Raw genomic sequence first — 21,302 nt, 5'->3', positions numbered from 1 at the left:
GTGACGTTTGATTATGTAAAGGTGAATCAGTGTTTATGATTCAATCCAAGAACGGTTGTAATCGTCGCTCATGCAGTTTTTTACATGAGCGGTTAAATTCAGTGGTGCAAAAGTGTCGACCATAACGGCGTACTCATAAGTCTCAGTTTTACCTATGGAGGCTTCGGTTTTACCTGGTTGCGGTCCGTGGGGGACACCTTTTTGATGTAAAGTCATATAACCCGCTTCAATGCCTGTGCGGCTCATAAAGTCACCGTCGACGTAATACAACACTTCGTCGCTGTCGATGTTGTTGTGGTAATAAGGTGCAGGAATCGATTGCGGATGAAAGTCATACAGGCGTGGTACAAAGTTACATACGACAAAGTTATTAGCAGTAAAAACGATGTGATCAGACGGCGGTAAATGAATTTTACCAACCTTAGGTGCATATTCGGTGATGTTGAATGCCCAAGGGTAGACGCAGCCATCCCAGCCCACTAAATCAAATGGGTGCCACTCTAAAGTGGTGACTTGGTATTTATCACCAAACTTACTGACTAATGGGAATTCGCCTTGTTCAACTATGGCATCTTTAAGTAGTGGAGTGCGAATATCTCGCTCACAATAAGGAGCAGACTCAAGCATTTGGCCGTATTCATTTCTAAAATGCTTCGGTACTTCAACCATCGAGTAAGCTTCAATGACAAACAAACGGACATTCGTTAAATCATTAAATTTAAGCTGATAGGTGGTACCACGAGGAATGACTAAATAGTCCCATTGTTTAACGGCTAACTCGCCGTATTCACTTAGGAGTGTGCCTTCTCCATTGTGCACAAATACAATTTCGTCAGCGTAAGCATTACGGTAAAACTCATGAGTATCTTGAGTTACCTTAGCGGTATACATCGCCACGTCAGCGTTATAAAAAATTTTGTTACGGGCACTAAAGAAGTTACCGTCACAATCTGCTTGGCGCGAATCTAATTTGTAGTTTTGGATTAACGAATCTTGCCAAGCTTCACCGTGATCTAATGCATAAGGCGCAACAGCCAAGGCTTTGGTTGGCATGTTGTGGTGATACTTATTGGAGTAAATATTTGAAAAACCATGAGTTGAAAAAAGCTCCTCACGGTAAAGCTCGCCTGATTCTTTTTCAAAAGCGATATGGCGTTTAGCAGGTATCTGACCTTGCTGAACATAAACCGGCATACTGACTCCTTAAATTCAAATATAAGCGATCGATATCGTCATTGGCGCATTCTTTTTTGTTATTTGTATGTGCTAAATACATACTTTACGCATCTGCAACATGGGTTTTCTAGCGCAATTAAATCAACCACTTTGTGATCTAGTTATCAATTTAGTTGCTAGTATGAACAAAAAAAAGAATAATAAAGCGCGTAACTCCATCAAATTTTTAGATGGTATTGTTTTGTTTACAATAGTGTCACGGCTACTGAACAGCAACTGAGCTTGGGGTGTACGATGAAAATTGATGTTGAAGCGTTTAATGTACTGCAAGTGCTTGTTGAAGAAGGAAGTTTTGCTAAAGCATCCGAAAAACTACACAAGGCGCAATCTGCAGTGAGCTATCAAGTTAAAAAGCTCGAGCAGCATTTAGGCGTCGAATTATTTAATCGAGATCAGTATCGTGCAGAGCTCACACCAGAAGGACGCGTGATTTTGGCCGAAGGCCAGCGTTTGTTGCAGCATTTATCCAATATCGAGCATTTAGCCAGCCGCTTTAGCGAAGGTTGGGAGCCGAAACTTGAGCTCGTTATTGATGGCGCATTACCAATGGAGCCAATCATGACTGCCCTAAAACGTATGTCAGAGAATAATGTGCCGACGAAAGTGCAACTTAATATGGAATTTTTAGGCGGGGTGCAGCATAGATTTGAGCAAGATAAAGCCGATTTAATGCTAGTGAAAGACTATATCGCAGCGCCGTATTTTTCTGCCACCACATTGCCGACTGTCACCAGTTTATTGGTGTGTTCAACCCAACATGCGCTAGCTAATAAAAGTAATGTGAGCTTGTCAGAGCTGCAGCAACATGTTGAATTAACCATTGAAGATTCATCACCAACAAAGCAGCGAGACGAACTGCAATTTGGCGGTGATAAAGTGTTTTACCTATCTGGCTTTATCATGAAGAAAAACGCCTTATTAAAAGGTTTAGGTTTTGGTTGGATGCCAGAGTTTTTAATCAGTGAGTTAATTGAAACTCAGCAATTAGCCATTGTCGATTTTGTTGGTGGCCACCGCTTTCGATTTACCCCACAATTGGTGTCTACACTGGAGCGGCCGTTAGGGCGAGCGGGGCAATTATTTACCGATCTTATTTTAGAAGAGTTCGCATTGTTTGATAGTAAACAACATCAATCGACAGTCGTTTAACTTAGCATTCAAGTATCTACTGTCACTCAATAAAAGCTTGTGAATTGCAAGTCTTTATCGTGTTTTTGTATCCAATGACGTTAGGGAGCTGAAAGGCCGAAGTCGTGGCGTTTTGTTGCCATCTTTTGTGAAGCATATTGATAGGGAAGCAACTGCATATCCCAATTAAAAATTCTTTTGCAAGCCAGCTTAAACCTCACCTTTTCACTGTGTTAATGTATCAAAAAACAATGAGTAGTAATTAGCTAATTAAAGCACGGTTGAAAATACATGAATCGAAAACCAAATAATTACCCGTTAATGTCCGTTAGCTGCTTGTATGAAAAATGCAATGATGACGCTGTGATGATTATTGATGTCAGTATGGATAAGGTGATTGGCAAAGAGCCTATTATTTATGATGAATTAGTGACGATACCTAATAGTCATTTTCTTGATATTAACGTAGATTTAGTCGATACCGACAGTGCTGGTGTGCACTCATTTCCGAGCCAAAGCCAAGTGAATAAGGTTATCAATAAGCTGGGTATTTCAGAATATTCAACACTTGTTTTATATGATAATCAGGGAATATATTCGTCTCCACGTGCGTGGTGGATATTTCATACGTTTGGTTTGAGTAATGTGTTTATTTTAGATGGCGGTCTGCCTGAATGGATTAAACAGGGCTATCCAACTTCATCTGAATATCTAACCATTGATACGAAAAACGTAGAAAGCCTAGTTAATGTTGGCAGTGATGTGATCTCATTTATGGACTCTTGTTTCGATGCTCGTCAGCTTGTGTCAAAACAAGAAGTGTTAATCAACCTCACTGATAAAAAATTTAGTGTGATTGATGTTCGGGCTACTGCGCGTTTTAATGGCTTGGTTGATGAACCAAGACAAGGCGTGAGAAGCGGCCATATTCCTGACTCAATAAATCTCCCTTTTGCCAATGTGCTAAATGGTAATACATACAAGCGTCCTAATGAATTGCGCCATTTATTTTCCAGCATATTACCTGAAGATAGTAAGCGGGTTGTATTTAGCTGTGGCTCAGGAATTACTGCTTGTATTGGCTTGGTAGCGCTTATATCAAGTGGAACAGATACAAGGTTATATGATGCTGCCTTATATGATGGATCGTGGAGTGAGTGGGGCAGTGATGCATCTCTGCCGATTGCAAAATCAAAGATCTAAAAAAGAAACATACTACAATACTCATCAAAAGTAGCTTAAACAATAGGATTGCAAAATGGCGTATTGGTTAATGAAGTCTGAGCCAGACGAGTTCAGTATTGACGATTTACAGCAATGTGAAAACCAAACTGAACCTTGGGAAGGGATCCGTAATTACCAAGCGCGTAACTTTTTACGTGATGCGGTAAAAGTGGGAGATACGGTATTGTTTTATCATTCCAGTTGCAAAGTGCCGGGTATTGTTGGCTTGGCGACAGTATCATCTGAGCCTTATCCCGACCAGAGTGCTTTTGATAATGAGTCAAGTTATTATGATCCTAAATCAGATATTGAAAATCCGCGCTGGGTTGCTGTGGATTTAACTTATCGGCAAACCTTTAAGCAGATTATTACCTTAAAAGCGCTTAAAGCTGATCCTCAACTTGCTGATATGGTATTAGTGAGTAAAGGGGCAAGGTTGAGTGTTCAACCTGTGACTGAAGCAGAATTTCAGCATATTGTTAGTGTGTTAGCGTCATAGGAGAAAGTGGATGTCGTGGACATGCGAAAATTGTAATACCGTCATTGATGATGGCTTTCAAGTTTGTTGGAATTGTAACTGTGAAAAAGGTCAACCAGCGCCAGTCGCTTCACCTAACAAAGCGAGTATTGATTGTATTCGATGCAAGAGTAGCCTTACATTTATTGGTACTAAAAGTTTTCATGAAGGTACGCGCTGGGGCGTTTTAGGTGAACTTGGCGAGCTGTTTGTTAATAAAGAAGATTTTGATATGTTTGCCTGTAAATCTTGTGGCAAAGTAGAGTTTTTTATTGCTGGTTTTAACCACAAAAATAACGAAATTTAGAATGGTTTACTCTATTTAAAACTGAACAGAAACACCTCATAATCTGCTAGCTGAATATAAGGTGTTTTTGTTTTAACGCTACTGTCCAATATCTTTGCTTTCAGTCATAAGTGACCTGTTAGTAGCTTTCTTTTGCCACAACGGTTTGGCCAATTGGTGTTAAGCTCAGTAGTGCGAGTTTTACGTGTTGTATTGCAAACGGAATACCGATAATGGTAACAAAGCAAGCTACAGCATGGGTTAAGTGACCAATCGCGAGCCAAATACCACAGAATAAGAACCAAATAACGTTGCCAATCATGCCCAATGGACCAGTACCAATATCTTCAAATCCTTTTAAATGTTTACGGTTAACGTTTTCTTGTCCAAATGGCCAGAACGCCATTTCACCAATCACGAAGCAAGCACGGCCAAATGGAATACCAATAATACTGATAAAACACAATAAGCCTGCTAGCCACCATGCTAGACCCATTACAAATCCGCCCATGATGAACCATGCGATATTAAAAATTAATCTCAAGACTGACATTGGTGCTCCCTAAGTCATACAAAACTGGTTAATGAAATGACCAATATTCCATTGGTGATAATAATCACTAGAAAGCCAAAACTATGCCAATATTTTCATTAGCTTTTCTGTTTATTTTAAGTGGTTGATAATTATTGATTTTATTTTGATTTATTTAGAAGGTTAGAAGACATTACTTGACTTAGTTTGGGCTGTCGACAATTGATGATAGCGAAAATCGCTAATAGTTAGTTAAAATACCACTACAGACTATAACTCTTTATTTAAGCGACGTTACTTATGTTTGCAGCTGGCTCTAATGTATCTCTTGCGGATATCTCAATCGACACGCCCGTTGATAAAATGAGATTTGCTGATCGTGAGGTTTTTGTTAAGCGAGATGACTTGATTCATCCTGATTTTAGCGGAAACAAAGCCCGTAAGTTTCAATTCTTCTTGACCCAGGACTTTCCTCATATCAATAAGGTTATTGGATACGGTTCACCTCAAGCTAATTCATTACATTCACTTGCAGTGCTGGCTAAGTTGCGCGGATGGCAGTTAGATTATCATGTGGATCATATCGCTGATTATCTTAAACAAAACCCACAGGGGAACTACCTAGCAGCGCTTAATAATGGCGCCAATATTGTCGAGAAACCTAAACATGTAAGCGGCAATCTTGATAGCTATGTGTCTGATTTAGCGAAACAAGCATCTGCGAATGAGATCTATATTCCTGAAGGTGGACGATGTGAGTATGCTGCAGAAGGGCTTGAAACATTAGGCCTGCAAATTTTGAGTTGGATGCATCAGCAGAATATGACTAGATTAAATCTGTTTTTGCCTTCAGGTACGGGCACAACAGCATTATTCTTGCAACGATTTTTTAAGCGCTACCTTCCGCAGGCGAGTCAGCCAACTGTAACAGTTAATGTCATAACCTGCAGTTGCGTGGGGGGAGACAATTACCTAACGCATCAGTTTAGTCAGTTAACATCACAGAGTGAGTTTCACCCGCATATTGTATCAAATGGTACTAAGTATCACTTTGGAAAACTTAATCGACAGTGTTATGACATGTGGCGTCGTGTGTGTGATTCTGGCATTGAGTTTGAGCTACTTTATGATCCCGTTGGATTTATCATGCTGGAGCACTTTTTAAATAAAGATTATAAAGCGGAAACTGTCGATAATACTTGGCCTGTTATGTATTTACACCAAGGTGGTTTATTGGGTAATACAAGTATGCTAGCTAGGTATATACGCAAATATGGTCAGTAAGTTAACTGTAGCTAAAGAAAGTTGTTTAAGTATTAGTGCTGGAAGTGAAGCGAATGGGGCTGTTTCATGTTGCTCAGTTCTAATAAACGTCCGGTAAAGTGTGAGAGGAAATACCGAGAAGCGATGTTTATTGAGTAACTGAGCAAATGAATAACGCAAGCGTTATGGAAGGTGTTACTTGTTAGCCGTTATCAACCATTTCATAAATTTTAACGCTTCAGTGCGCTTTGAAAAAGTTGTTTTAGTTTTACCTTGGCTGTCAGTAAAAGCTATTGAGTTTTTGTTTGATGATATTGAATTTACAGGGAAATTGACTGTAATTTCGTGACCATTAATGTTGTATGACATATGCCACACTCCTTTTTTTAATTTTCACCTATCTGGTGAGTAAGTAATAACAATAAATATCCTTAAGCAGTTGTGTTGCGTAAGTTTGGGCTTATTGAAGCTAATGTGTGTGCTTAAGTTAACTGTGCTTATTACACTGACAAGTCGTGTTGATTATTTATTTTAATCGCCAACTTACTTGCTTTGTCTAGTTGAACACAGGCATATGACAAACAAATGACAATGTTTAACCAAAAGGCGTGACTTGTAGTGTGGGTTTACGAGTGCAGTTATGAATAACAGAAGGGTAAACAGTTAAATACAAGTTAACTTAATAACATTGTGGATAATATGCGTATATTTTTAATATAGCAATACATATTTTACAAAATAGAACAGTTTAAGACTAAAAGGTGAGCGATACGTCTTTTTGTCGTATAAAAACCAAGCTAAAACTGAAAGGGTGTTGATAAAGTTACACTAATTCAGTGTGCTAATGAGTGGTTAACTTCGCTATTTTGTTAAATGGTATCCCTCAATTATGTCATTTCGTATCGAGTTTACGATCGTTTAAACATAAGGTTTGAGCATTGTTATTAAGAAGCCTACTTTAAAAGCTGATTACCTAGTATAAATTCGCTAATTATCAAAATAGAACAGCCTGAAACACAGGCTGTTTATGAACATTTTCATAGGCTATTTAGTAAATCAGTTCACCGATTGGATTAAGCAATTTACTGATACCTTTAGTAAAGTATAAAGGTGCATCGACAACGGTATAACATAAACAACCATCAATGGTTTTAGGACTATGTTCATGCTCAGAATCGAGCATGATAAAGTCACCGGCTGTATAGGTATTGAACTCATCACTAAATTCACCAGCGAGTAACAAGGTTAGCTCTTGGCCTTTGTGACTGTGCTGTGGAATTTCTCCATTTTCAGCAATGTGCAGCAGGCTCGCTCTCGCTTGCTTTTCACCTGTGTCTAATCGTATCCGGTTGACCTTACCGATACCTTGCCAGCTGTTGTTAATTTGCTGGCTAAATGCTCGAGGTAAGGTGTATTCATGTCCTTTAATCGATACGTTAACATGGTTAGCAACATGAGTTTGATTACTTGCTTCAACTTCTTTTGCTTCAAGTACGTCATCTTGCATCATGTCAGCGAGTAGGGCATCTAAGTCTGCGTCTAAATCAGAACCATCAGTGTCGATAGAGGACATCGGCGCGAGTGAAAAGCTGTCGTCAGAGGCTTTTAAAGTTAACGCCATTAATTGCTCAGTGCATTGGGGGCACAGCTCACAATGTGCTGATACTGCGATAGATAAAGATAACGGTAATTGACCCTTCGCATGGAGCGATAACAATTCCTGATTTGGGTGGTACTTAATCATAATGTTTCTCCATGAAGCCTTTTAACTTTTCTAAACCTAAACGTAATCTTGACTTGACTGTACCAATGGGCACTTTTAATTTGTCAGCGAGCTCTTGCTGCGTTAATTCTTGCATGTAGATGCCTTGAACCACTTGCTTTTGTAACGGAGGTAAGTCATCAACATGTTTTAGTAATGTGGCTGATAATTTGAAGTCGTTATCGGTTTCATCACTCTCATCAGATTCAAATAGTGGCCAAATGTCATCACCGTACGCATCTTCACGATTATTTTGTACTTTACGAAGCATGTCGAAGCATTGATTTCGCATAACGGTAAACACCCAGGTACTCACAGCGGCTTTATCGGCGTTGTATAAATGCGCTTTGGTCCACACTCGTGTCATGGTTTCTTGAACGAGATCCATTGCTAAACCTTGTTGGCTTAAACGCTGAACCCCAAAAGCACGAATTTTGGGAGAAAAATGAGCAAATAACTTGGCGAAAGCAGCTTTACTACGCTGGTTGGCCACTTGCATCATCAAATCTGCAAGGTACTTGGCTTCATCGTTGCTGGCTTGATTATCAATTGCGTTATTGTCACTGGAATCATTTGTCGTCATGGCATTATTATTTTTAGATAACATGCCTTTATCATAACGACTTTGAACAGTTTGTGATTGAAAATTTTCCATTTATTTTCGCTCGCATATTCTGACGTTGGTGATGTACATAAAAGACGAAAGGGTTTGTATTAGCTGTATTAGCATTTGTTTTACCAATCAATCATGCACTTGTTATTTACCATTACGTGAGACGGCAGGAATGGATCAAAAAATTTCTAGAAAGAGTATAAAGTCAGTGTTTGTGGTATTAGCTTGGGTTACTTAATGATGCTTGTAAGTAATTCTTCGGTCATTTTATGGTTATGACTATTAATGCATTGATATTTTTCTTCTGCGGTAATCGGCATTATTTCTAACCAACGCTGGCATACCCAGGACATGTTATCGAAATCTTGTTTATTGTAATGGGACAGCTGAGCTGGGTATTGTTCAAGTATTTGCTGCAAGGTTTCGCTCAAGAACTTTTGATTGGGCACGATGTCAGAATTTGGCCAATCAGGTAACAGGCTTACGTTGCCACGTTTAAGGCCATCATCTTCGATGTTGAAATCATTGATTTTGAATCGCTGCTGTCCTTGGATACTGATCCCGAGTAAACCATCATCTAACGTTTCAAAATCAATAATGTGTACCCAAGTACCGATTGGCATCAGTTCGTTTTTGCTGTTTAGCATACACAGTCCAAAACCTTCGCCAGACTTTAATGACTCAGTCACTAGACGTTTGTAGCGTTGTTCAAAAATTCTAAGTTGCGTAAACCCCTGAGGTAGTAAGCAAATCGAAAGCGGAAACAAAGGTAGTATCATAACAGCACCTATATGATGAAAGTGTTATTTGTCGGCTAAGGTTTATTTTTAAATCAACTATATATACGCATACAAATAACACTATGATCATTATTTATTGGTTAGTTTTGGCTTACCCAAATAAGGTCTTGCTCGTTAATGCCCAATGTGCGCATTTTGGACACAAAACGCTGCTTAACATCATCAGAAATCACGGTGTCACGGGCTAAAATCCACGCATATTCGTTATTGGGACCAATGACTAACGATGCTTGATAGTCTCCGTTATCGTCTTTAACTAAATCGTGGATTTGATATGCACCATAAAACGGGCCGAAGAAAGAGACTTTTAAGCGACCTATTTTGTCAGATTCAATGAAGTAGGCTTTACCTTCTGCTTCTTTCCATTTTTGTGCGTCTGTTAAATACCCTTTATTGATCACTATGACTTTGTCGCCTTCTACACTGTAATTAGCGGTAACTTGGTTCATACCTCGCTCAAAGGAGTGATCGAGTCTAGCTATTTCGTGCCATGTACCTAAGTAATTGGTTAGCTGAAAATCATCCACAACGTCGACTTTAGTGTCGAGCATGGTGCAAGCACTGGTAGATAAAAGTAATACAGCAGAGGCGATAGTTTTAATGAATTGTTTACGCATCATATTTCCTTTATGTCTGTAGCAAGGGGCTTTTTCTGATGTCAGCCAAAGACTTCAGTAATTTAATCTAATGATACGTCGATTTTGGCCGATAAGATCTTATTCAAAATGTGATTGTTTAATTTACATGCAAATTGGTATGTTTTTCTGCAAAACACTGAGTAATTACGATGAAGTCAGCAGTTTTTTGATGTAAATCATTTTATAATTTACGTGAAGCCGATGTTGAGTTAACTGAGAAATAATAATGAAGAAAGTTCTTGATACTGTAGATCAACGCACCCAGCTAGTGGGTGAGAACCGGTTGGAATTACTACTGTTCAAAATAAGCGCAACTCAATTATTCGCAATTAATGTCTTTAAAGTCAAAGAAGTTGTTAAGTTACCAGCACTCAGTGCCTTACCAGGTAGTAACTGCAATATTAGTGGCGTAGCCAACATACGTGGTATGTCGATACCTGTGATAAATCTGCGAGGAGCGATTGGGTTTAGCCCGATGCCAGTATCTGAAGATTGTAACCTAATTATTACTGAATATAATCGCAGTGTGCAGGGCTTTTTAGTAGGTAAAGTTGAGCATATCGTTAACATGACCTGGAGCGACATTATGCCGCCGCCAAAGTCAGCGGGCGCGAACAACTACCTCACTGCAATAACCAAGCTAACCGAGAATGATGTTGAGCGATTGGTGTCTATTATTGATGTCGAAAAGGTGCTTGCTGAAATTATTGATTACGATATTAGTTTGTCAGATGGCGTATTAGATGAACAACTTGCAGAGCATATGCCGGGTAAAAAAGTGCTTATTGTTGATGACTCCTCTACGGCAAGAAAACAAGTCAGAGACACATTAAGTCAGTTAGGTATTGAAATTATTGAAGCGTCGGATGGCTTGCAAGCGTTACACTATTTACAAAAGTTAACTGCAGAAGGCATTGATGTCACTACTGAGTTTTTGATGATGATAACTGATGCGGAAATGCCTGAAATGGACGGTTATAAGCTTACCTCAGAAATTCGCGCTGATGAGAATATGAGCGCCTTATATATCACTTTAAACACTTCTCTCAGTGGTAGCTTTAACCATGCAATGGTTGAAAAAGTGGGCTGTGATGAGTTTATTTCAAAATTCCAACCTGATTTATTAGTTGATGTTGTGCAAAAACGATTAAAGACCTTATTGAGTAAATGATTATCGGAATTAGATAATTAAAGTAACAATGAGAGAGTTAACGATTTAAAACGCAAACTATTAAAAAATAAAGGCTAATCATTGTTGATTAGCCTTTATTTTTGCCACTGGATTCAAGCAAGATTATTGTTCAAACTCTTCTTTAACTTGTTGTAACAATAGCTTTTGATGCTCACGGGTAATACCAATGTTCATGCGGCATAACCTGATAGCGTAAGCAAATTTCTCTTTGCCGACAATGTTGAGGAGTTCGCAAAGTAAATGCTTATTCAATGACAGTGTGTCGCAGTAATGAGTAATGGCTTTATTTAATGAATTAAAACTAAGTCCGTCAAATTCAAACTGGGGTTGGTAGCCTTGCTCAATATCAATACCATTAAGTACTAACGGCCAACCTTTGGCGTTGATGCGTCCTTTGGCTATTTGATACATCATCCACGCACTTTCTTTAAAGCCTGATAAAATACGGCAGTCAAACCCAGACTCTGCTAGCTCTTCTTCAGTCCAATTAATACCAATGGCCAAGTCTTTGTGGTAAATCTTCATTAAATCGTCTTTAACGGCATCACGGCAATCCCAGATCGACGTTAAGAGGTGCTTTTTAGCAAGCCGACTGCATTCAGTGCATGCGGGTAGCGTTAGCGAAGGATGTGGCGTGCTTGGTTTTGCATAATAGCTGAACACATCATTGGATGGCTCTGCACAAAACCAACATTGATGTCTGAGATCAAAAGGAATGTCGACTAAAGGAGGTAAATGATTCACTACAGGCCTATATGACATGACGTTATATAAAAAAGCTGCCAAGCATCACAGGTTTGCGATGACATCTAGCAGCTTTGTATTATGTGGCTGTTAACAGCGCAGTGCTTATTCCGCTTCTACGTCTACAAGCTCTTTAGCAAGGACGATAGGGTCAACTTCTACACAATCTTCGTTAGCAACCCAATCAATACCGACTAATACGCCGTCTTCATTTAAGTCACCAACCCAATACTCTAAAAACTCATTTAAACTGATTTGTACCGCTTTATAGTCTGCCCATTCTTCAGTACAGTGGCCAGCAGCTTGTGCTTCAGTTGACCATAATGGCATCACATCAGTTTCTTCAAATTCAGAAGAGTCACAGACAACCCAACCTTCGCCCGTTTCATCGGCTAAGCCCCAAAGGACTTGGTGTTCTTTAACGTTCTCAATAAAGCTTGCAACAGCAGGGGTTTGTTCAATCATGATTAGTCTCTTTGATGAATTCAATTAACGTGTCGATTATACGGTAACTCTATTCAATACAAAACACTATTAATCTAATGTGACAAAAGCTGATGAAACATGAAGCTTAATTAACCAGATAAACACATAATTTCGATATTTAAGCCGTATAGGCTCTTGTTTCCTGTATCGCTATCAGTCACGATGTGGACAGTCATTATTTGTAGAAGTATTCATTTATGGTGAGTTCACAGTATTCTTCCGTTTTAAAGTCAGCGTTATTCTTTTCTAGCTGTTTTGTTAGTCTTCAATCTATTGCAGCTGTTGACGATTTTTCCCAATGTGTCGATAAACTCAAAGTAACAGCACGAAGTGAGGGTTTGTCTGAGCAAACTATCAATACTAGCGTGGCTAACCTGAAGTTTATTCCTCGTGTTATTGAGCTTGATAACCAGCAACCAGAATTTAGCCAAACCTTTGGTAATTACTTTAATAAACGCGTAACTGATTGGCGTGTAAAAGAAGGTCGTCGGTTACTGGCTGAAAACCGTGAATTACTTAACAAGTTAACTAAAGAGTATGGCGTTCCTGGGCAATACATTATTTCGTTCTGGGGGTTAGAAACTAACTTTGGCGGCTATAAAGGTAAAATGTCGGTGCTCAATTCGCTAGCAACATTAGCGTGCGATCCTCGACGCAGTGACTACTTTACTAATGAATTAATGCAAGCATTAAAATTAAAAGAAAAGTATAACTTTGACGACGCGACCATGGTTGGCTCATGGGCTGGCGCTATGGGGCATACCCAATTTATGCCGACAAACTATGCCAAATATGCTGTAGACGGCGATGGCGATGGTAAAGTGGATTTATGGAACAGCACCGCAGATGCATTAACGTCAGCGGCGAATTTTTTACAGCAATTAGGTTGGAAAGCTAACGAGCGTTGGGGTCGAGAAGTGACCTTGCCCGAGAATTATGATTATCAATATCTTGGACGAAAACACTCACAGCCTTTAACCCAGTGGGCTGCATTGAATATCACCCAAACTAGCGGCAAGCCGTTATCAACTCCTGACATGAAAGCCTCTTTGTATGTTCCATCTGGTCATACAGGGCCTGCGTTTTTAGGCTATGACAATTTTGATGTGATTATGCGTTGGAATCGTTCAGAGTTTTATGCCATTGCAGTCGGTCATTTGGCAGATCGTATCAATGGCGCTGCTCCTTTACATGTTAGTGCGCCAGAGCATGGTATGTTCAATCGTAGTGATATTAAAGTAATGCAAGCCAAATTAAATGAACTTGGTTTTGATGTGGGTAAACCAGACGGTGTGCTGGGGCGTAATTCAATTGCTGGTGTACAGGCATTTCAGCGCAGCAAAAATTTAATTGCTGATGGTTTTCCTGATGAGAAAACCTTTGCCGCATTGGGAATGGATATTGGTAACCAATAACCCAGAGTCCATATAACGGTCAGTAACGCAGCGAAGTGAGCGATAAGCAAGATAGGTATCAAAAAGTCATGAGTCGTGTTGTTTGATTACCAGATAATCGCTAAATCACTACCAAAGCCGATTAACATCGGCTTTTTGCTGGCAGCTTGTTAGTCGATTTGTTAAGCTGCGGCAACTATTGAAATCGAAGTGAATTAAGGATATTCGATGACAGCTCAAGATAATATGGTAGTGCGCTTTAACTACACATTACGCGATGAACAAGGCGAAGTAATTGAAACCAACGAAGGTGGTTCGCCAATCGCTTATTTACATGGCCATGACAACATGATGCCGGGTATTGAAGATGCCATTGCTGGCAAAGAAGCTGGCGCTAAATTCAGCGTGACACCGCCTGCAGCAGATACCTATGGTGAACGTATGGAATCGGCTGAGCAGCGAGTGTCGGTTAAGCATTTACAAGGTGCGAAAGTCTGGAAAGCGGGCATGCCTGCGATTGTAAACACTGAGCAAGGTCAACGCCAAGTCACAGTTGTTAAAGTGGGTAAGTTTATGGCGACGATTGATACCAATCATCCTCTATCAGGCCGTGAATTAACTTTTGACATTGAAGTGGTTGATATCCGTGAAGCCACTGATGAAGAGATTGCTCATGGCCATTCACATGGTGAAGGCGGTCATCAGCACTAATCTACACAATATCAACGCCGAGCTAATGCTTTAATAGAGCATTAATGCCAATCCCAAGTGAGTTAATCACTTGGGATTTTTATTTCCAGTATTTTGCTGGTAGAGATTGGATTGTATAAATGATTATTGAGTTTTCTCAAGGTAAATTAGTCGTCACCCCATTTGAAATACAATGTCGTTTAAATGTCAGCAAGGTCGTATTGACCGCTATGGTTGATGACATCAAATGCATTGCTGAACGTTTACTTATTATCGCTGATGCTGGCGCTGTGCGCTGGAGTATTCAGCTTGATAATAATCAGCAGTTTTACGAAGCCATTGAGGTTCTGGGCATAGCTCCTGAATAAATGGCTCCTGAATAAATGGCTTCTGAATATAGCTCCTGAATAAAATCCCTTGAATAAATGCCCCTGAATCTATTGTTTCTGAATAAGTGGTTTTTAATCATTTAATCGACGAGAAAAACCCATAAGCAGCAACTGGCTTGCTGCATTTTTTATCGCTTATTTTCTAGCCTATTATTTAACTCATCACGAAAATGTGGCGTCATATAGTCAATGATAGGCCCTGCTGGCACAACTTGGGTGGGATTAATATGCTGGTGGCTATAGTAATAGTGCTGCTTTATATGTTCTTGATTGACGGTTGCTGCAATACCAGGTTGTTGGTATAAGTCTCGTAAATATCCTGATAATTGTGGGTAGGATTCAATAGTACGCAAATTGGTTTTAAAATGACCGACATAGACACTATCAAAACGGATCAAGGTAGTGAATAGTCGCCAGTCTGCTTCGGTGATTGTTGAACCAGTCAAATAGCGTTGTGTCGTAAGGCGTTTCTCTAACGTGTCTAAAGCATCAAACAGCGGGAACACGGCATCATGATACGCTTGCTGTGTCGTGGCAAAACCTGCTCGATAAACGCCATTGTTAATCTTGTGATAAACCAGTTCATTAATAGTATCGATTTCACTACGTAATCGCTGCGGGTAATAGTCTTCTTGATTACCAGTTATCAAATTAAACGCACTGTTAAACATACGAATAATTTCAGACGATTCATTACTGACAATGGTTTTATGTTTTTTATCCCAAAGCAGCGGCACTGTGACACGCCCGTTATAATTGGGCTTAGCTTCTTGATAAACTTGATATAAATAGTCTTTTTGCATTAATGGGTCAGAAGCTGCACCGCTAATGCTTTTTGCCTCAGGTGATTGGTTTTTGCCGCTAAACTCCCATCCGTTACTGAGCATGTGAGGCTCGACCACTGAAACGCTGATATGGACTGTCAATTGTTTTAATTGCAGAAAAATTAAGGTGCGATGAGCCCACGGACAGGCAAGGGATACGTATAAATGGTAACGATTTGATTCCGCTTTAAACCCTGCTTCACCAGTGGGGCCAGCCGAACCATCTTGAGTGATCCAGTTTCTAAGTTGGGCGTCTTCTCTGACAAATGTTCCACCGTTTTCTTTAGTTTCATACCATTGATCGACCCATTGACCGTTTTGTAGTAACCCCATATTACGCACCTAAGATTGATAGTGAATCATTGAGTATAATGGTCGATTAAGTAGAGCATAAGCGCAAAAATATAACCCTATCTATCGATTTTGTAGAAGGGTTAAGTTAATCGGTTCCATTGCTATCGTAATTTACTGAAATGTCAATCTGCTAATTTTGACGTTTAATTGGTCATTGGAGCGTGCGTTTTTGTTTATGCATAATTGAACCAAGCAGATGTTTTGTATAAACCTTCATGAAATTAGCAGTTTATCGGGTTTGTTTTTTCAATGTTCTTAATTCGGAACTGGTTTTTATTTACGGCATTGTTATTGTTGCTAAGTTCGATGTAATGCCCTTTGTAAGATATTGTTATTATTGAGTTAAATGTCACGTTTTGTCATGTGGATGACATATTACTTTGTCAGTGTTTGATACCATTCAATCAGAGCTGGGTAGCTCGTAAATATAACAATATATTGATTAGGGGTTAGATCATGAAAAACACGTTATACAAAGGATTAGTGGCAACAGCAGTGATTGCTGCCTTATCAGGTTGTAGTAGCGACGACGATAAAGACCAAACAGCATGTGAAGCAGCGGGTGATGCTTGTACTAGCTTTACGGTTATTCATACCAACGACAACCATGGTCGCTTTTGGGAAAACAGCGAAGGCGAATATGGCATGGCAGCACGTAAAACGGTGATTGACCAAATTCGTGCAGAGGTAGAAGGCCGTGGTGATGAAACGATTTTATTATCAGGTGGTGACATCAACACTGGTGTACCAGAGTCTGATATGCAAGAAGCGATTCCTGACTTTGTAGGGATGAACTTACTCGGTTATGACGCAATGGCGGTCGGCAACCATGAGTTTGATAACCCGCTAAGTACTTTGGATATGCAATCTACTTTAGCAAACTTCCCAATGCTTGCGGCTAACATTTACGATAAAAATGCGGATGAGCGTTACTTTGAACCTTACCGTGTATTCGATATCAATGGCCTTAAAGTTGCGATTATCGGTTTTACGACTGTAGATACGCCTAAAATCGTGAATCCTGAAAACGTTGAAGATTTAACGTTCACAGATCCTCAAGTTGAGCTACCAAAAGTCTTAGCTGAAATTGAAGCTAACGAAGAAGTCGACATGGTGTTCGCTGTAACACACATGGGTCACTATGCTGATGGCAACCACGGTACAGAGGCACCAGGCGATGTGATGCTAGCTCGCTCAGTAGAAGAAGGGCAGTTGCATGCGATTATCGGTGGTCACTCTCAAAATCCAGTATGTATGGAAGGGGATGAGTACGCAGATTTTGCACCAGGTGATGAATGTAAACCTGATCAGCAAAACGGCACTTACATCATGCAAGCGCATGAGTGGGGTAAATACGTAGGCCGCGCTGACTTTGAATACATGGACGGTGAGCTAACGTTAGCCAACTACTCATTGATACCAATTAACTTGAAAGAAGAAGATGATAACGGTGAGTTAGTCTTTATCACTGAAGAAATCGAGAAAGATCAAACGGTTTACGATATGTTAAAACCATATCAAGAACGTGGCCAAGAGTTACTTGATGTCGTGATTTCATACACTGATGGTAAGTTAGAAGGCGACCGTGAAGTGGTGCGTGTTGAGCAAACTAACTTAGGTAACTTACTCACTACGGCTTACTCTGAATTTGTGACGAATAACTTCAATGTTACAGCTGATTTTGGCGTAATGAACTCAGGTGGTATTCGCGCATCAATTGCTGAAGGTGATATCTCTTACCGTGACGTATTAACTGTACAACCATTTGGTAACTTTGTCGCTTACGTGACAATGACAGGTAGCGAAGTAAAAGATTACTTAGCTAACGTAGCAGTTAAAACCGGTGGTGGTTACCCACAATTGAATAATGTTGCTATGGATGTTCAATGTACTGAAGGTACTGTCGATATTGCTTCATTAGGTGGCCGTGCATTTGATGAACAAGAAAACTATACATTCTCTGTGATTCATTTCAGTGCTGCTGGTGGTGATGATTACCCAATCATCAATCAACACCCTAACTACATTGATACTCAGTTAACCGATGCTGCAGTATTCCGTGAGTACTTTGTAGCTAATCCTGAGATATCAGCAGAAGATTATGCGCCAGTAGAAGGTCAATTAAACTTTTACCGTGATGGTACGCTAGTTAAAAGCTGTGCTGAATAATAGGTGCTGATAGCAGCTCTTTATTTAAAGAAACGCAGTTAATCAAAAAGGTAGCTTAGGCTACCTTTTTTGTTTTTCATTCTTAAGTTTCCGGTTAACGGACTAGATTGTTTAAGTTAAGATAGCCGCAAAAAATTAAAAGGGAATAAATCATGTCGTCTGCAACTACTGCACTTGAACGTATTACTGTTGAACCTACTACTGCAGCCACAGCTTGTGTCATTTGGTTACATGGCTTAGGTGATTCGGGAGCTGGCTTTGCACCAGTGGTGCCTTTATTGGGGTTACCACAAGATCACAGCATTCGATTTGTTTTTCCTCATGCTCCGGAACAACCCGTAACTATTAACGGTGGTTACATCATGCGCTCATGGTATGACATTAAAAGTATGGACTTACATGACCGTGCAGATATTAACGGTGTATTAGCATCAGAAAAATCGGTTAAAGCGCTGATTAATGAACAAATTGAGTCGGGTATTGCTGCTGAAAATATTGTTTTGGCTGGCTTTAGCCAAGGTGGCGTGATGAGTTTATTTACTGGTTTGCGTTTTGAGCATACATTAGCTGGCATTATGGCGCTGTCTTGTTATTTGCCTGCTGGCGAGGCGTTACCTGAAGGTTTACATCCATCAAATAGCCAAACCCCTTTATTACAACACCATGGTGAGCAAGATGAGGTCGTCCCTTTGTTTGCAGGTAAGATGGCCTATGATGCGTTAAATAAAGCCGGTTATGCGTCGACTTGGAAAACGTTCCCTATGCCGCACAGTGTTATTCCTGAACAATTAACTGAAATCGGCCAATGGATCACAGGGCGACTAATTAACTAGTTGTTTCAGTAAAAAGATAATGCGTCTGTTGTGGTGGAAGTATCAGTTAGAGTAATAAATAGCGTTAAATAAAAGGCTTAAGTGAATCGACTTAAATAAGTTGGCTAGCTTAAGCTTTTTTTATTTTTAATGGGTAATAGTCACTTTAATTGTTGTTCTTAAATAAAGATAATCCACTTCAAAATATATAACTAAATATTTGTTATTTAAGGTTTTGATTTAAAAAAACTGACATGAATTGATGGTAATTTGTTATTATATTCTGCGAATTTTGTAATCAATATACGTTTACTGTTAATACCAAGGTTTAAACGATTGCGCTTTTTAGTGCTAAAAACCTGACTCTTTACGGATAAAATAATGAAAAAAACGATTCCGACGTTTTTGGCTTCCACTTTGAAAACCAAAATGAGTAAGACAATACTGCCGTTACTTATTGCCACGAGTGGGTTGGTGGCTTTATCGGGCTGTGAACAACGGCCACAATGTGACGATAACAACTGTACTAAATTTACTGTACTACATACCAATGATAATCACGGACGCTTTTGGCACAATAAAGCGGGCGAAGCAGGAATGGCTGCGCGATTTACTGTGATTGACGGTATTCGTAAAGAAGTGGCTGCGCAAGGTGGTCATACACTGGTGTTATCAGGCGGTGATATTAACACCGGTGTACCAGAATCTGATTTACAAAAAGCAGTACCTGATTTTATTGGTATGAACATGATTGGTTACGATGCCATGGCCGTTGGTAACCATGAATTTGATAACCCTTTATCTGTTTTAGATGAGCAAGCAAAGCTGGCTAACTTTCCAATGTTAGCGGCAAATATTTACCATAAAGATACTCAAGAGCGCTATTTTGAGCCTTACAAGATGTTTACCTTGGGGGATTTGAATATTGCGGTAGTGGGTCTGACGACAGATGATACCCCCAAGTTGACCAATCCTTTACATACCGAAACGCTGACCTTCACTAATCCTATTGCAGAAATGAAGCAGCTTATTCCACAAATAAAGGCAAATGAAAAAGTCGATCTTGTGTTTGCTGCAACGCACATGGGCCATTATGAAAATGGCGAATTTGGTAGTAATGCACCAGGTGATGTCACTATGGCTCGTGAGCTTGAAGAAGGCATGCTTGATGCGATTATCGGTGGACACTCCCAAAACCCTGTGTGTATGAGTGGTCGCAACAGTGAGTACGATAAACGCTTTATGCCGGGGGACTCATGTCGCCCAGATAAGCAAAATGGCACGTATATAATGCAAGCTCACGAATGGGGGCGTTATGTAGGCCGTGCAGATTTTGAGTACATTAATGACAAACTTTATTTAGTCGATTATCAATTAATTCCTATTAACCTTAAGCGTATGGCTTTTGGTAAAAAGTTAGCTTGGCCAGTTGCTGAGCCAATTGAACGAAATGCGGAAGTTGAAGCTGTGCTTAAACCTTACCAAGATAAAGGCAGTGCTGAACTCGATATTGTTATTGGTCGCGTAAATGGTTTATTGCAAGGTGAGCGTAAAGTTGTACGTTCTCAGCAAACCAACCTTGGTCGTTTGATTGCAAAAGTGCACAGTGAAAAAGTGCGTGCTGATTTTGGCATTATGAATTCAGGTGGTGTAAGGGCATCCATTCAAGCAGGCGAGGTCGCATATCGTGATGTATTAACGGTACAACCTTTTTCAAATACCATAGGTTTTGCTGAAATGACCGGTGAAAAGCTGGTTAAATACTTATCAAAAGTAGCGTCCAATACGCGCACTAGCGGCGCTTATGCACAGTTTTATGGTATTGATATGACAGTGAAATGTCGTGATCAAGATGTTGAGATCCATAGCATAAACAACAAGCCTTTTGATATTAACGAAACTTATACCTTCTCGATCCCAAGCTTTAGCGCCGCAGGCGGTGATAACTATCCTAAGATTAATATTTTAGAAGCAGGCTACGTGGATGCTATTGAGCTTTATGATTATATTAAGACGCAACAGCAAATTAATATTGAAGATTATGAGCCAAATGGTGAAGTTAAGTTTGTTCAGTCTAAGAGCAGTTTAGGGTGCAGTATTTATTAATACTCACCTTTAGTTAAGCCACTATTGATGGCTGTAAAGTGACGCTGCAGTACTCAATATAGTTAAAGGCAACCGTAAGGTTGCCTTTTTTTATAAAACAAATTAATTTTTAAGTTGTTGAATATTAATGATTAAGTTTTATT

The 21,302-nt window shown here is 39.7% G+C and carries 21 protein-coding genes; 12 read left to right on the top strand and 9 right to left on the bottom strand.

Annotated features, from left to right (window positions below):
- Positions 1-33: 33 nt before the first annotated feature.
- A complete protein-coding gene (locus AB4128_RS03675) occupies positions 34-1,194 on the bottom strand; it encodes a homogentisate 1,2-dioxygenase (RefSeq protein ID WP_055023299.1) in 1,161 nt (386 codons plus the stop codon).
- Between the two features lie 276 nt (positions 1,195-1,470).
- On the opposite strand from AB4128_RS03675, the gene AB4128_RS03670 reads away from it, so the two are divergent.
- The 4 genes from AB4128_RS03670 to AB4128_RS03655 all read left to right on the top strand — a co-directional run bounded on the left by AB4128_RS03670 (position 1,471) and on the right by AB4128_RS03655 (position 4,412).
- The gene (locus tag AB4128_RS03670; RefSeq protein WP_065107891.1) at positions 1,471-2,385 is read left to right on the top strand and encodes a LysR family transcriptional regulator; all 915 of its coding nucleotides are present in this window, start codon (positions 1,471-1,473) and stop codon (positions 2,383-2,385) included.
- A gap of 270 nt (positions 2,386-2,655) precedes the next feature.
- Positions 2,656-3,567 carry a sulfurtransferase gene (locus tag AB4128_RS03665; RefSeq protein WP_372036880.1) on the top strand — a complete coding sequence of 304 codons (912 nt, stop codon included), beginning with the start codon at positions 2,656-2,658 and terminating at the stop codon, positions 3,565-3,567.
- 55 nt (positions 3,568-3,622) lie between these two features.
- Positions 3,623-4,087 (top strand): EVE domain-containing protein, encoded by a 465-nt coding sequence (locus AB4128_RS03660; protein ID WP_055023296.1) that lies wholly within the window; start codon positions 3,623-3,625, stop codon positions 4,085-4,087.
- A gap of 10 nt (positions 4,088-4,097) precedes the next feature.
- Positions 4,098-4,412 carry a hypothetical protein gene (locus tag AB4128_RS03655; RefSeq protein WP_372036877.1) on the top strand — a complete coding sequence of 105 codons (315 nt, stop codon included), beginning with the start codon at positions 4,098-4,100 and terminating at the stop codon, positions 4,410-4,412.
- Positions 4,413-4,530: 118 nt separating this feature from the next.
- Here AB4128_RS03655 and AB4128_RS03650 read toward each other — a convergent pair whose 3' ends face one another.
- A complete protein-coding gene (locus AB4128_RS03650; protein WP_055023294.1) occupies positions 4,531-4,944 on the bottom strand; it encodes a YccF domain-containing protein in 414 nt (137 codons plus the stop codon).
- Positions 4,945-5,223: 279 nt separating this feature from the next.
- Between AB4128_RS03650 and AB4128_RS03645 the strand changes: the two genes are divergently transcribed.
- The gene (locus AB4128_RS03645; protein ID WP_372036875.1) at positions 5,224-6,207 is read left to right on the top strand and encodes a 1-aminocyclopropane-1-carboxylate deaminase/D-cysteine desulfhydrase; all 984 of its coding nucleotides are present in this window, start codon (positions 5,224-5,226) and stop codon (positions 6,205-6,207) included.
- A 1,027-nt stretch (positions 6,208-7,234) separates the two neighbouring features.
- Here the strand turns inward: AB4128_RS03645 and AB4128_RS03640 are convergent.
- The 4 genes from AB4128_RS03640 to AB4128_RS03625 form a co-directional block, all read right to left on the bottom strand.
- The gene (locus AB4128_RS03640) at positions 7,235-7,930 is read right to left on the bottom strand and encodes a ChrR family anti-sigma-E factor (RefSeq protein WP_119968627.1); all 696 of its coding nucleotides are present in this window, start codon (positions 7,928-7,930) and stop codon (positions 7,235-7,237) included.
- Positions 7,923-8,603 (bottom strand): sigma-70 family RNA polymerase sigma factor, encoded by a 681-nt coding sequence (locus tag AB4128_RS03635; RefSeq protein ID WP_080915916.1) that lies wholly within the window; start codon positions 8,601-8,603, stop codon positions 7,923-7,925. Before AB4128_RS03635 ends, AB4128_RS03640 begins: the two co-directional genes overlap by 8 nt.
- Positions 8,604-8,791: 188 nt before the next feature.
- Positions 8,792-9,340 carry an LON peptidase substrate-binding domain-containing protein gene (locus AB4128_RS03630; protein WP_055023290.1) on the bottom strand — a complete coding sequence of 183 codons (549 nt, stop codon included), beginning with the start codon at positions 9,338-9,340 and terminating at the stop codon, positions 8,792-8,794.
- Positions 9,341-9,441: 101 nt separating this feature from the next.
- On the bottom strand, positions 9,442-9,978 hold the full coding sequence (locus AB4128_RS03625; protein ID WP_055023289.1) for a lipocalin family protein: 537 nt from the start codon (positions 9,976-9,978) through the stop codon (positions 9,442-9,444).
- 247 nt (positions 9,979-10,225) lie between these two features.
- Here AB4128_RS03625 and AB4128_RS03620 point away from each other — a divergent pair, with 247 nt between their 5' ends.
- Complete coding sequence (locus AB4128_RS03620) at positions 10,226-11,170, top strand: chemotaxis protein CheV (protein ID WP_372036872.1); 945 nt, start codon at positions 10,226-10,228, stop codon at positions 11,168-11,170.
- A gap of 123 nt (positions 11,171-11,293) precedes the next feature.
- Here AB4128_RS03620 and AB4128_RS03615 read toward each other — a convergent pair whose 3' ends face one another.
- Together AB4128_RS03615 and AB4128_RS03610 are read right to left on the bottom strand one after the other, a co-directional pair.
- Positions 11,294-11,935, bottom strand: a complete 642-nt coding sequence (locus AB4128_RS03615) for a hypothetical protein (protein ID WP_372036870.1) — start codon at positions 11,933-11,935, stop codon at positions 11,294-11,296.
- A 105-nt stretch (positions 11,936-12,040) separates the two neighbouring features.
- Positions 12,041-12,400 carry a DUF2750 domain-containing protein gene (locus tag AB4128_RS03610; protein WP_055023286.1) on the bottom strand — a complete coding sequence of 120 codons (360 nt, stop codon included), beginning with the start codon at positions 12,398-12,400 and terminating at the stop codon, positions 12,041-12,043.
- Positions 12,401-12,618: 218 nt separating this feature from the next.
- Between AB4128_RS03610 and AB4128_RS03605 the strand changes: the two genes are divergently transcribed.
- The 3 genes from AB4128_RS03605 (at position 12,619) to AB4128_RS03595 (ending at position 14,873) form a co-directional block, all read left to right on the top strand.
- The gene (locus tag AB4128_RS03605) at positions 12,619-13,836 is read left to right on the top strand and encodes a lytic murein transglycosylase (protein ID WP_055023285.1); all 1,218 of its coding nucleotides are present in this window, start codon (positions 12,619-12,621) and stop codon (positions 13,834-13,836) included.
- 207 nt (positions 13,837-14,043) lie between these two features.
- Positions 14,044-14,526: a peptidylprolyl isomerase gene (locus AB4128_RS03600; RefSeq protein ID WP_055023284.1), complete on the top strand. Its 483-nt coding sequence runs from the start codon at positions 14,044-14,046 to the stop codon at positions 14,524-14,526.
- A 119-nt stretch (positions 14,527-14,645) separates the two neighbouring features.
- Positions 14,646-14,873, top strand: a complete 228-nt coding sequence (locus tag AB4128_RS03595; RefSeq protein ID WP_119968624.1) for a DUF3389 family protein — start codon at positions 14,646-14,648, stop codon at positions 14,871-14,873.
- A gap of 149 nt (positions 14,874-15,022) precedes the next feature.
- Here AB4128_RS03595 and AB4128_RS03590 read toward each other — a convergent pair whose 3' ends face one another.
- Positions 15,023-16,051, bottom strand: coding sequence for a glutathione S-transferase family protein (locus AB4128_RS03590; protein WP_372036867.1), 1,029 nt, complete (start codon positions 16,049-16,051; stop codon positions 15,023-15,025).
- 477 nt (positions 16,052-16,528) lie between these two features.
- On the opposite strand from AB4128_RS03590, the gene ushA (AB4128_RS03585) reads away from it, so the two are divergent.
- The 3 genes from ushA (AB4128_RS03585) to ushA (AB4128_RS03575) all read left to right on the top strand — a co-directional run bounded on the left by ushA (AB4128_RS03585) (position 16,529) and on the right by ushA (AB4128_RS03575) (position 21,159).
- A complete protein-coding gene (gene ushA / locus AB4128_RS03585; RefSeq protein WP_372036865.1) occupies positions 16,529-18,241 on the top strand; it encodes a bifunctional UDP-sugar hydrolase/5'-nucleotidase UshA in 1,713 nt (570 codons plus the stop codon).
- Positions 18,242-18,393: 152 nt separating this feature from the next.
- Positions 18,394-19,074 (top strand): alpha/beta hydrolase, encoded by a 681-nt coding sequence (locus tag AB4128_RS03580; RefSeq protein WP_055023280.1) that lies wholly within the window; start codon positions 18,394-18,396, stop codon positions 19,072-19,074.
- Positions 19,075-19,482: 408 nt separating this feature from the next.
- Complete coding sequence (ushA, locus tag AB4128_RS03575; RefSeq protein WP_372036977.1) at positions 19,483-21,159, top strand: bifunctional UDP-sugar hydrolase/5'-nucleotidase UshA; 1,677 nt, start codon at positions 19,483-19,485, stop codon at positions 21,157-21,159.
- Positions 21,160-21,302: the final 143 nt, after the last annotated feature.

It is taken from the genome of Shewanella sp. 10N.286.52.A9 (assembly GCF_041468985.1).
In the GTDB taxonomy this organism is placed as follows: Bacteria; Pseudomonadota; Gammaproteobacteria; order Enterobacterales; family Shewanellaceae; genus Shewanella; species Shewanella japonica.
Note: the sequence above shows the minus strand (reverse complement) of the source record. Positions and strands in the feature narration are given on the sequence as shown.

Coding starts and splice junctions, on each gene's coding strand:
- AB4128_RS03675 (WP_055023299.1), bottom strand. CDS start 1,194: ATGCCGGTTTATGTTCAGCAAGGTCAGATACCTGCTAAACGCCATATC.
- AB4128_RS03670 (WP_065107891.1), top strand. CDS start 1,471: ATGAAAATTGATGTTGAAGCGTTTAATGTACTGCAAGTGCTTGTTGAA.
- AB4128_RS03665 (WP_372036880.1), top strand. CDS start 2,656: ATGAATCGAAAACCAAATAATTACCCGTTAATGTCCGTTAGCTGCTTG.
- AB4128_RS03660 (WP_055023296.1), top strand. CDS start 3,623: ATGGCGTATTGGTTAATGAAGTCTGAGCCAGACGAGTTCAGTATTGAC.
- AB4128_RS03655 (WP_372036877.1), top strand. CDS start 4,098: ATGTCGTGGACATGCGAAAATTGTAATACCGTCATTGATGATGGCTTT.
- AB4128_RS03650 (WP_055023294.1), bottom strand. CDS start 4,944: ATGTCAGTCTTGAGATTAATTTTTAATATCGCATGGTTCATCATGGGC.
- AB4128_RS03645 (WP_372036875.1), top strand. CDS start 5,224: ATGTTTGCAGCTGGCTCTAATGTATCTCTTGCGGATATCTCAATCGAC.
- AB4128_RS03640 (WP_119968627.1), bottom strand. CDS start 7,930: ATGATTAAGTACCACCCAAATCAGGAATTGTTATCGCTCCATGCGAAG.
- AB4128_RS03635 (WP_080915916.1), bottom strand. CDS start 8,603: ATGGAAAATTTTCAATCACAAACTGTTCAAAGTCGTTATGATAAAGGC.
- AB4128_RS03630 (WP_055023290.1), bottom strand. CDS start 9,340: ATGATACTACCTTTGTTTCCGCTTTCGATTTGCTTACTACCTCAGGGG.
- AB4128_RS03625 (WP_055023289.1), bottom strand. CDS start 9,978: ATGCGTAAACAATTCATTAAAACTATCGCCTCTGCTGTATTACTTTTA.
- AB4128_RS03620 (WP_372036872.1), top strand. CDS start 10,226: ATGAAGAAAGTTCTTGATACTGTAGATCAACGCACCCAGCTAGTGGGT.
- AB4128_RS03610 (WP_055023286.1), bottom strand. CDS start 12,400: ATGATTGAACAAACCCCTGCTGTTGCAAGCTTTATTGAGAACGTTAAA.
- AB4128_RS03605 (WP_055023285.1), top strand. CDS start 12,619: ATGGTGAGTTCACAGTATTCTTCCGTTTTAAAGTCAGCGTTATTCTTT.
- AB4128_RS03600 (WP_055023284.1), top strand. CDS start 14,044: ATGACAGCTCAAGATAATATGGTAGTGCGCTTTAACTACACATTACGC.
- AB4128_RS03595 (WP_119968624.1), top strand. CDS start 14,646: ATGATTATTGAGTTTTCTCAAGGTAAATTAGTCGTCACCCCATTTGAA.
- AB4128_RS03590 (WP_372036867.1), bottom strand. CDS start 16,051: ATGGGGTTACTACAAAACGGTCAATGGGTCGATCAATGGTATGAAACT.
- ushA (WP_372036865.1), top strand. CDS start 16,529: ATGAAAAACACGTTATACAAAGGATTAGTGGCAACAGCAGTGATTGCT.
- AB4128_RS03580 (WP_055023280.1), top strand. CDS start 18,394: ATGTCGTCTGCAACTACTGCACTTGAACGTATTACTGTTGAACCTACT.
- ushA (WP_372036977.1), top strand. CDS start 19,483: ATGAGTAAGACAATACTGCCGTTACTTATTGCCACGAGTGGGTTGGTG.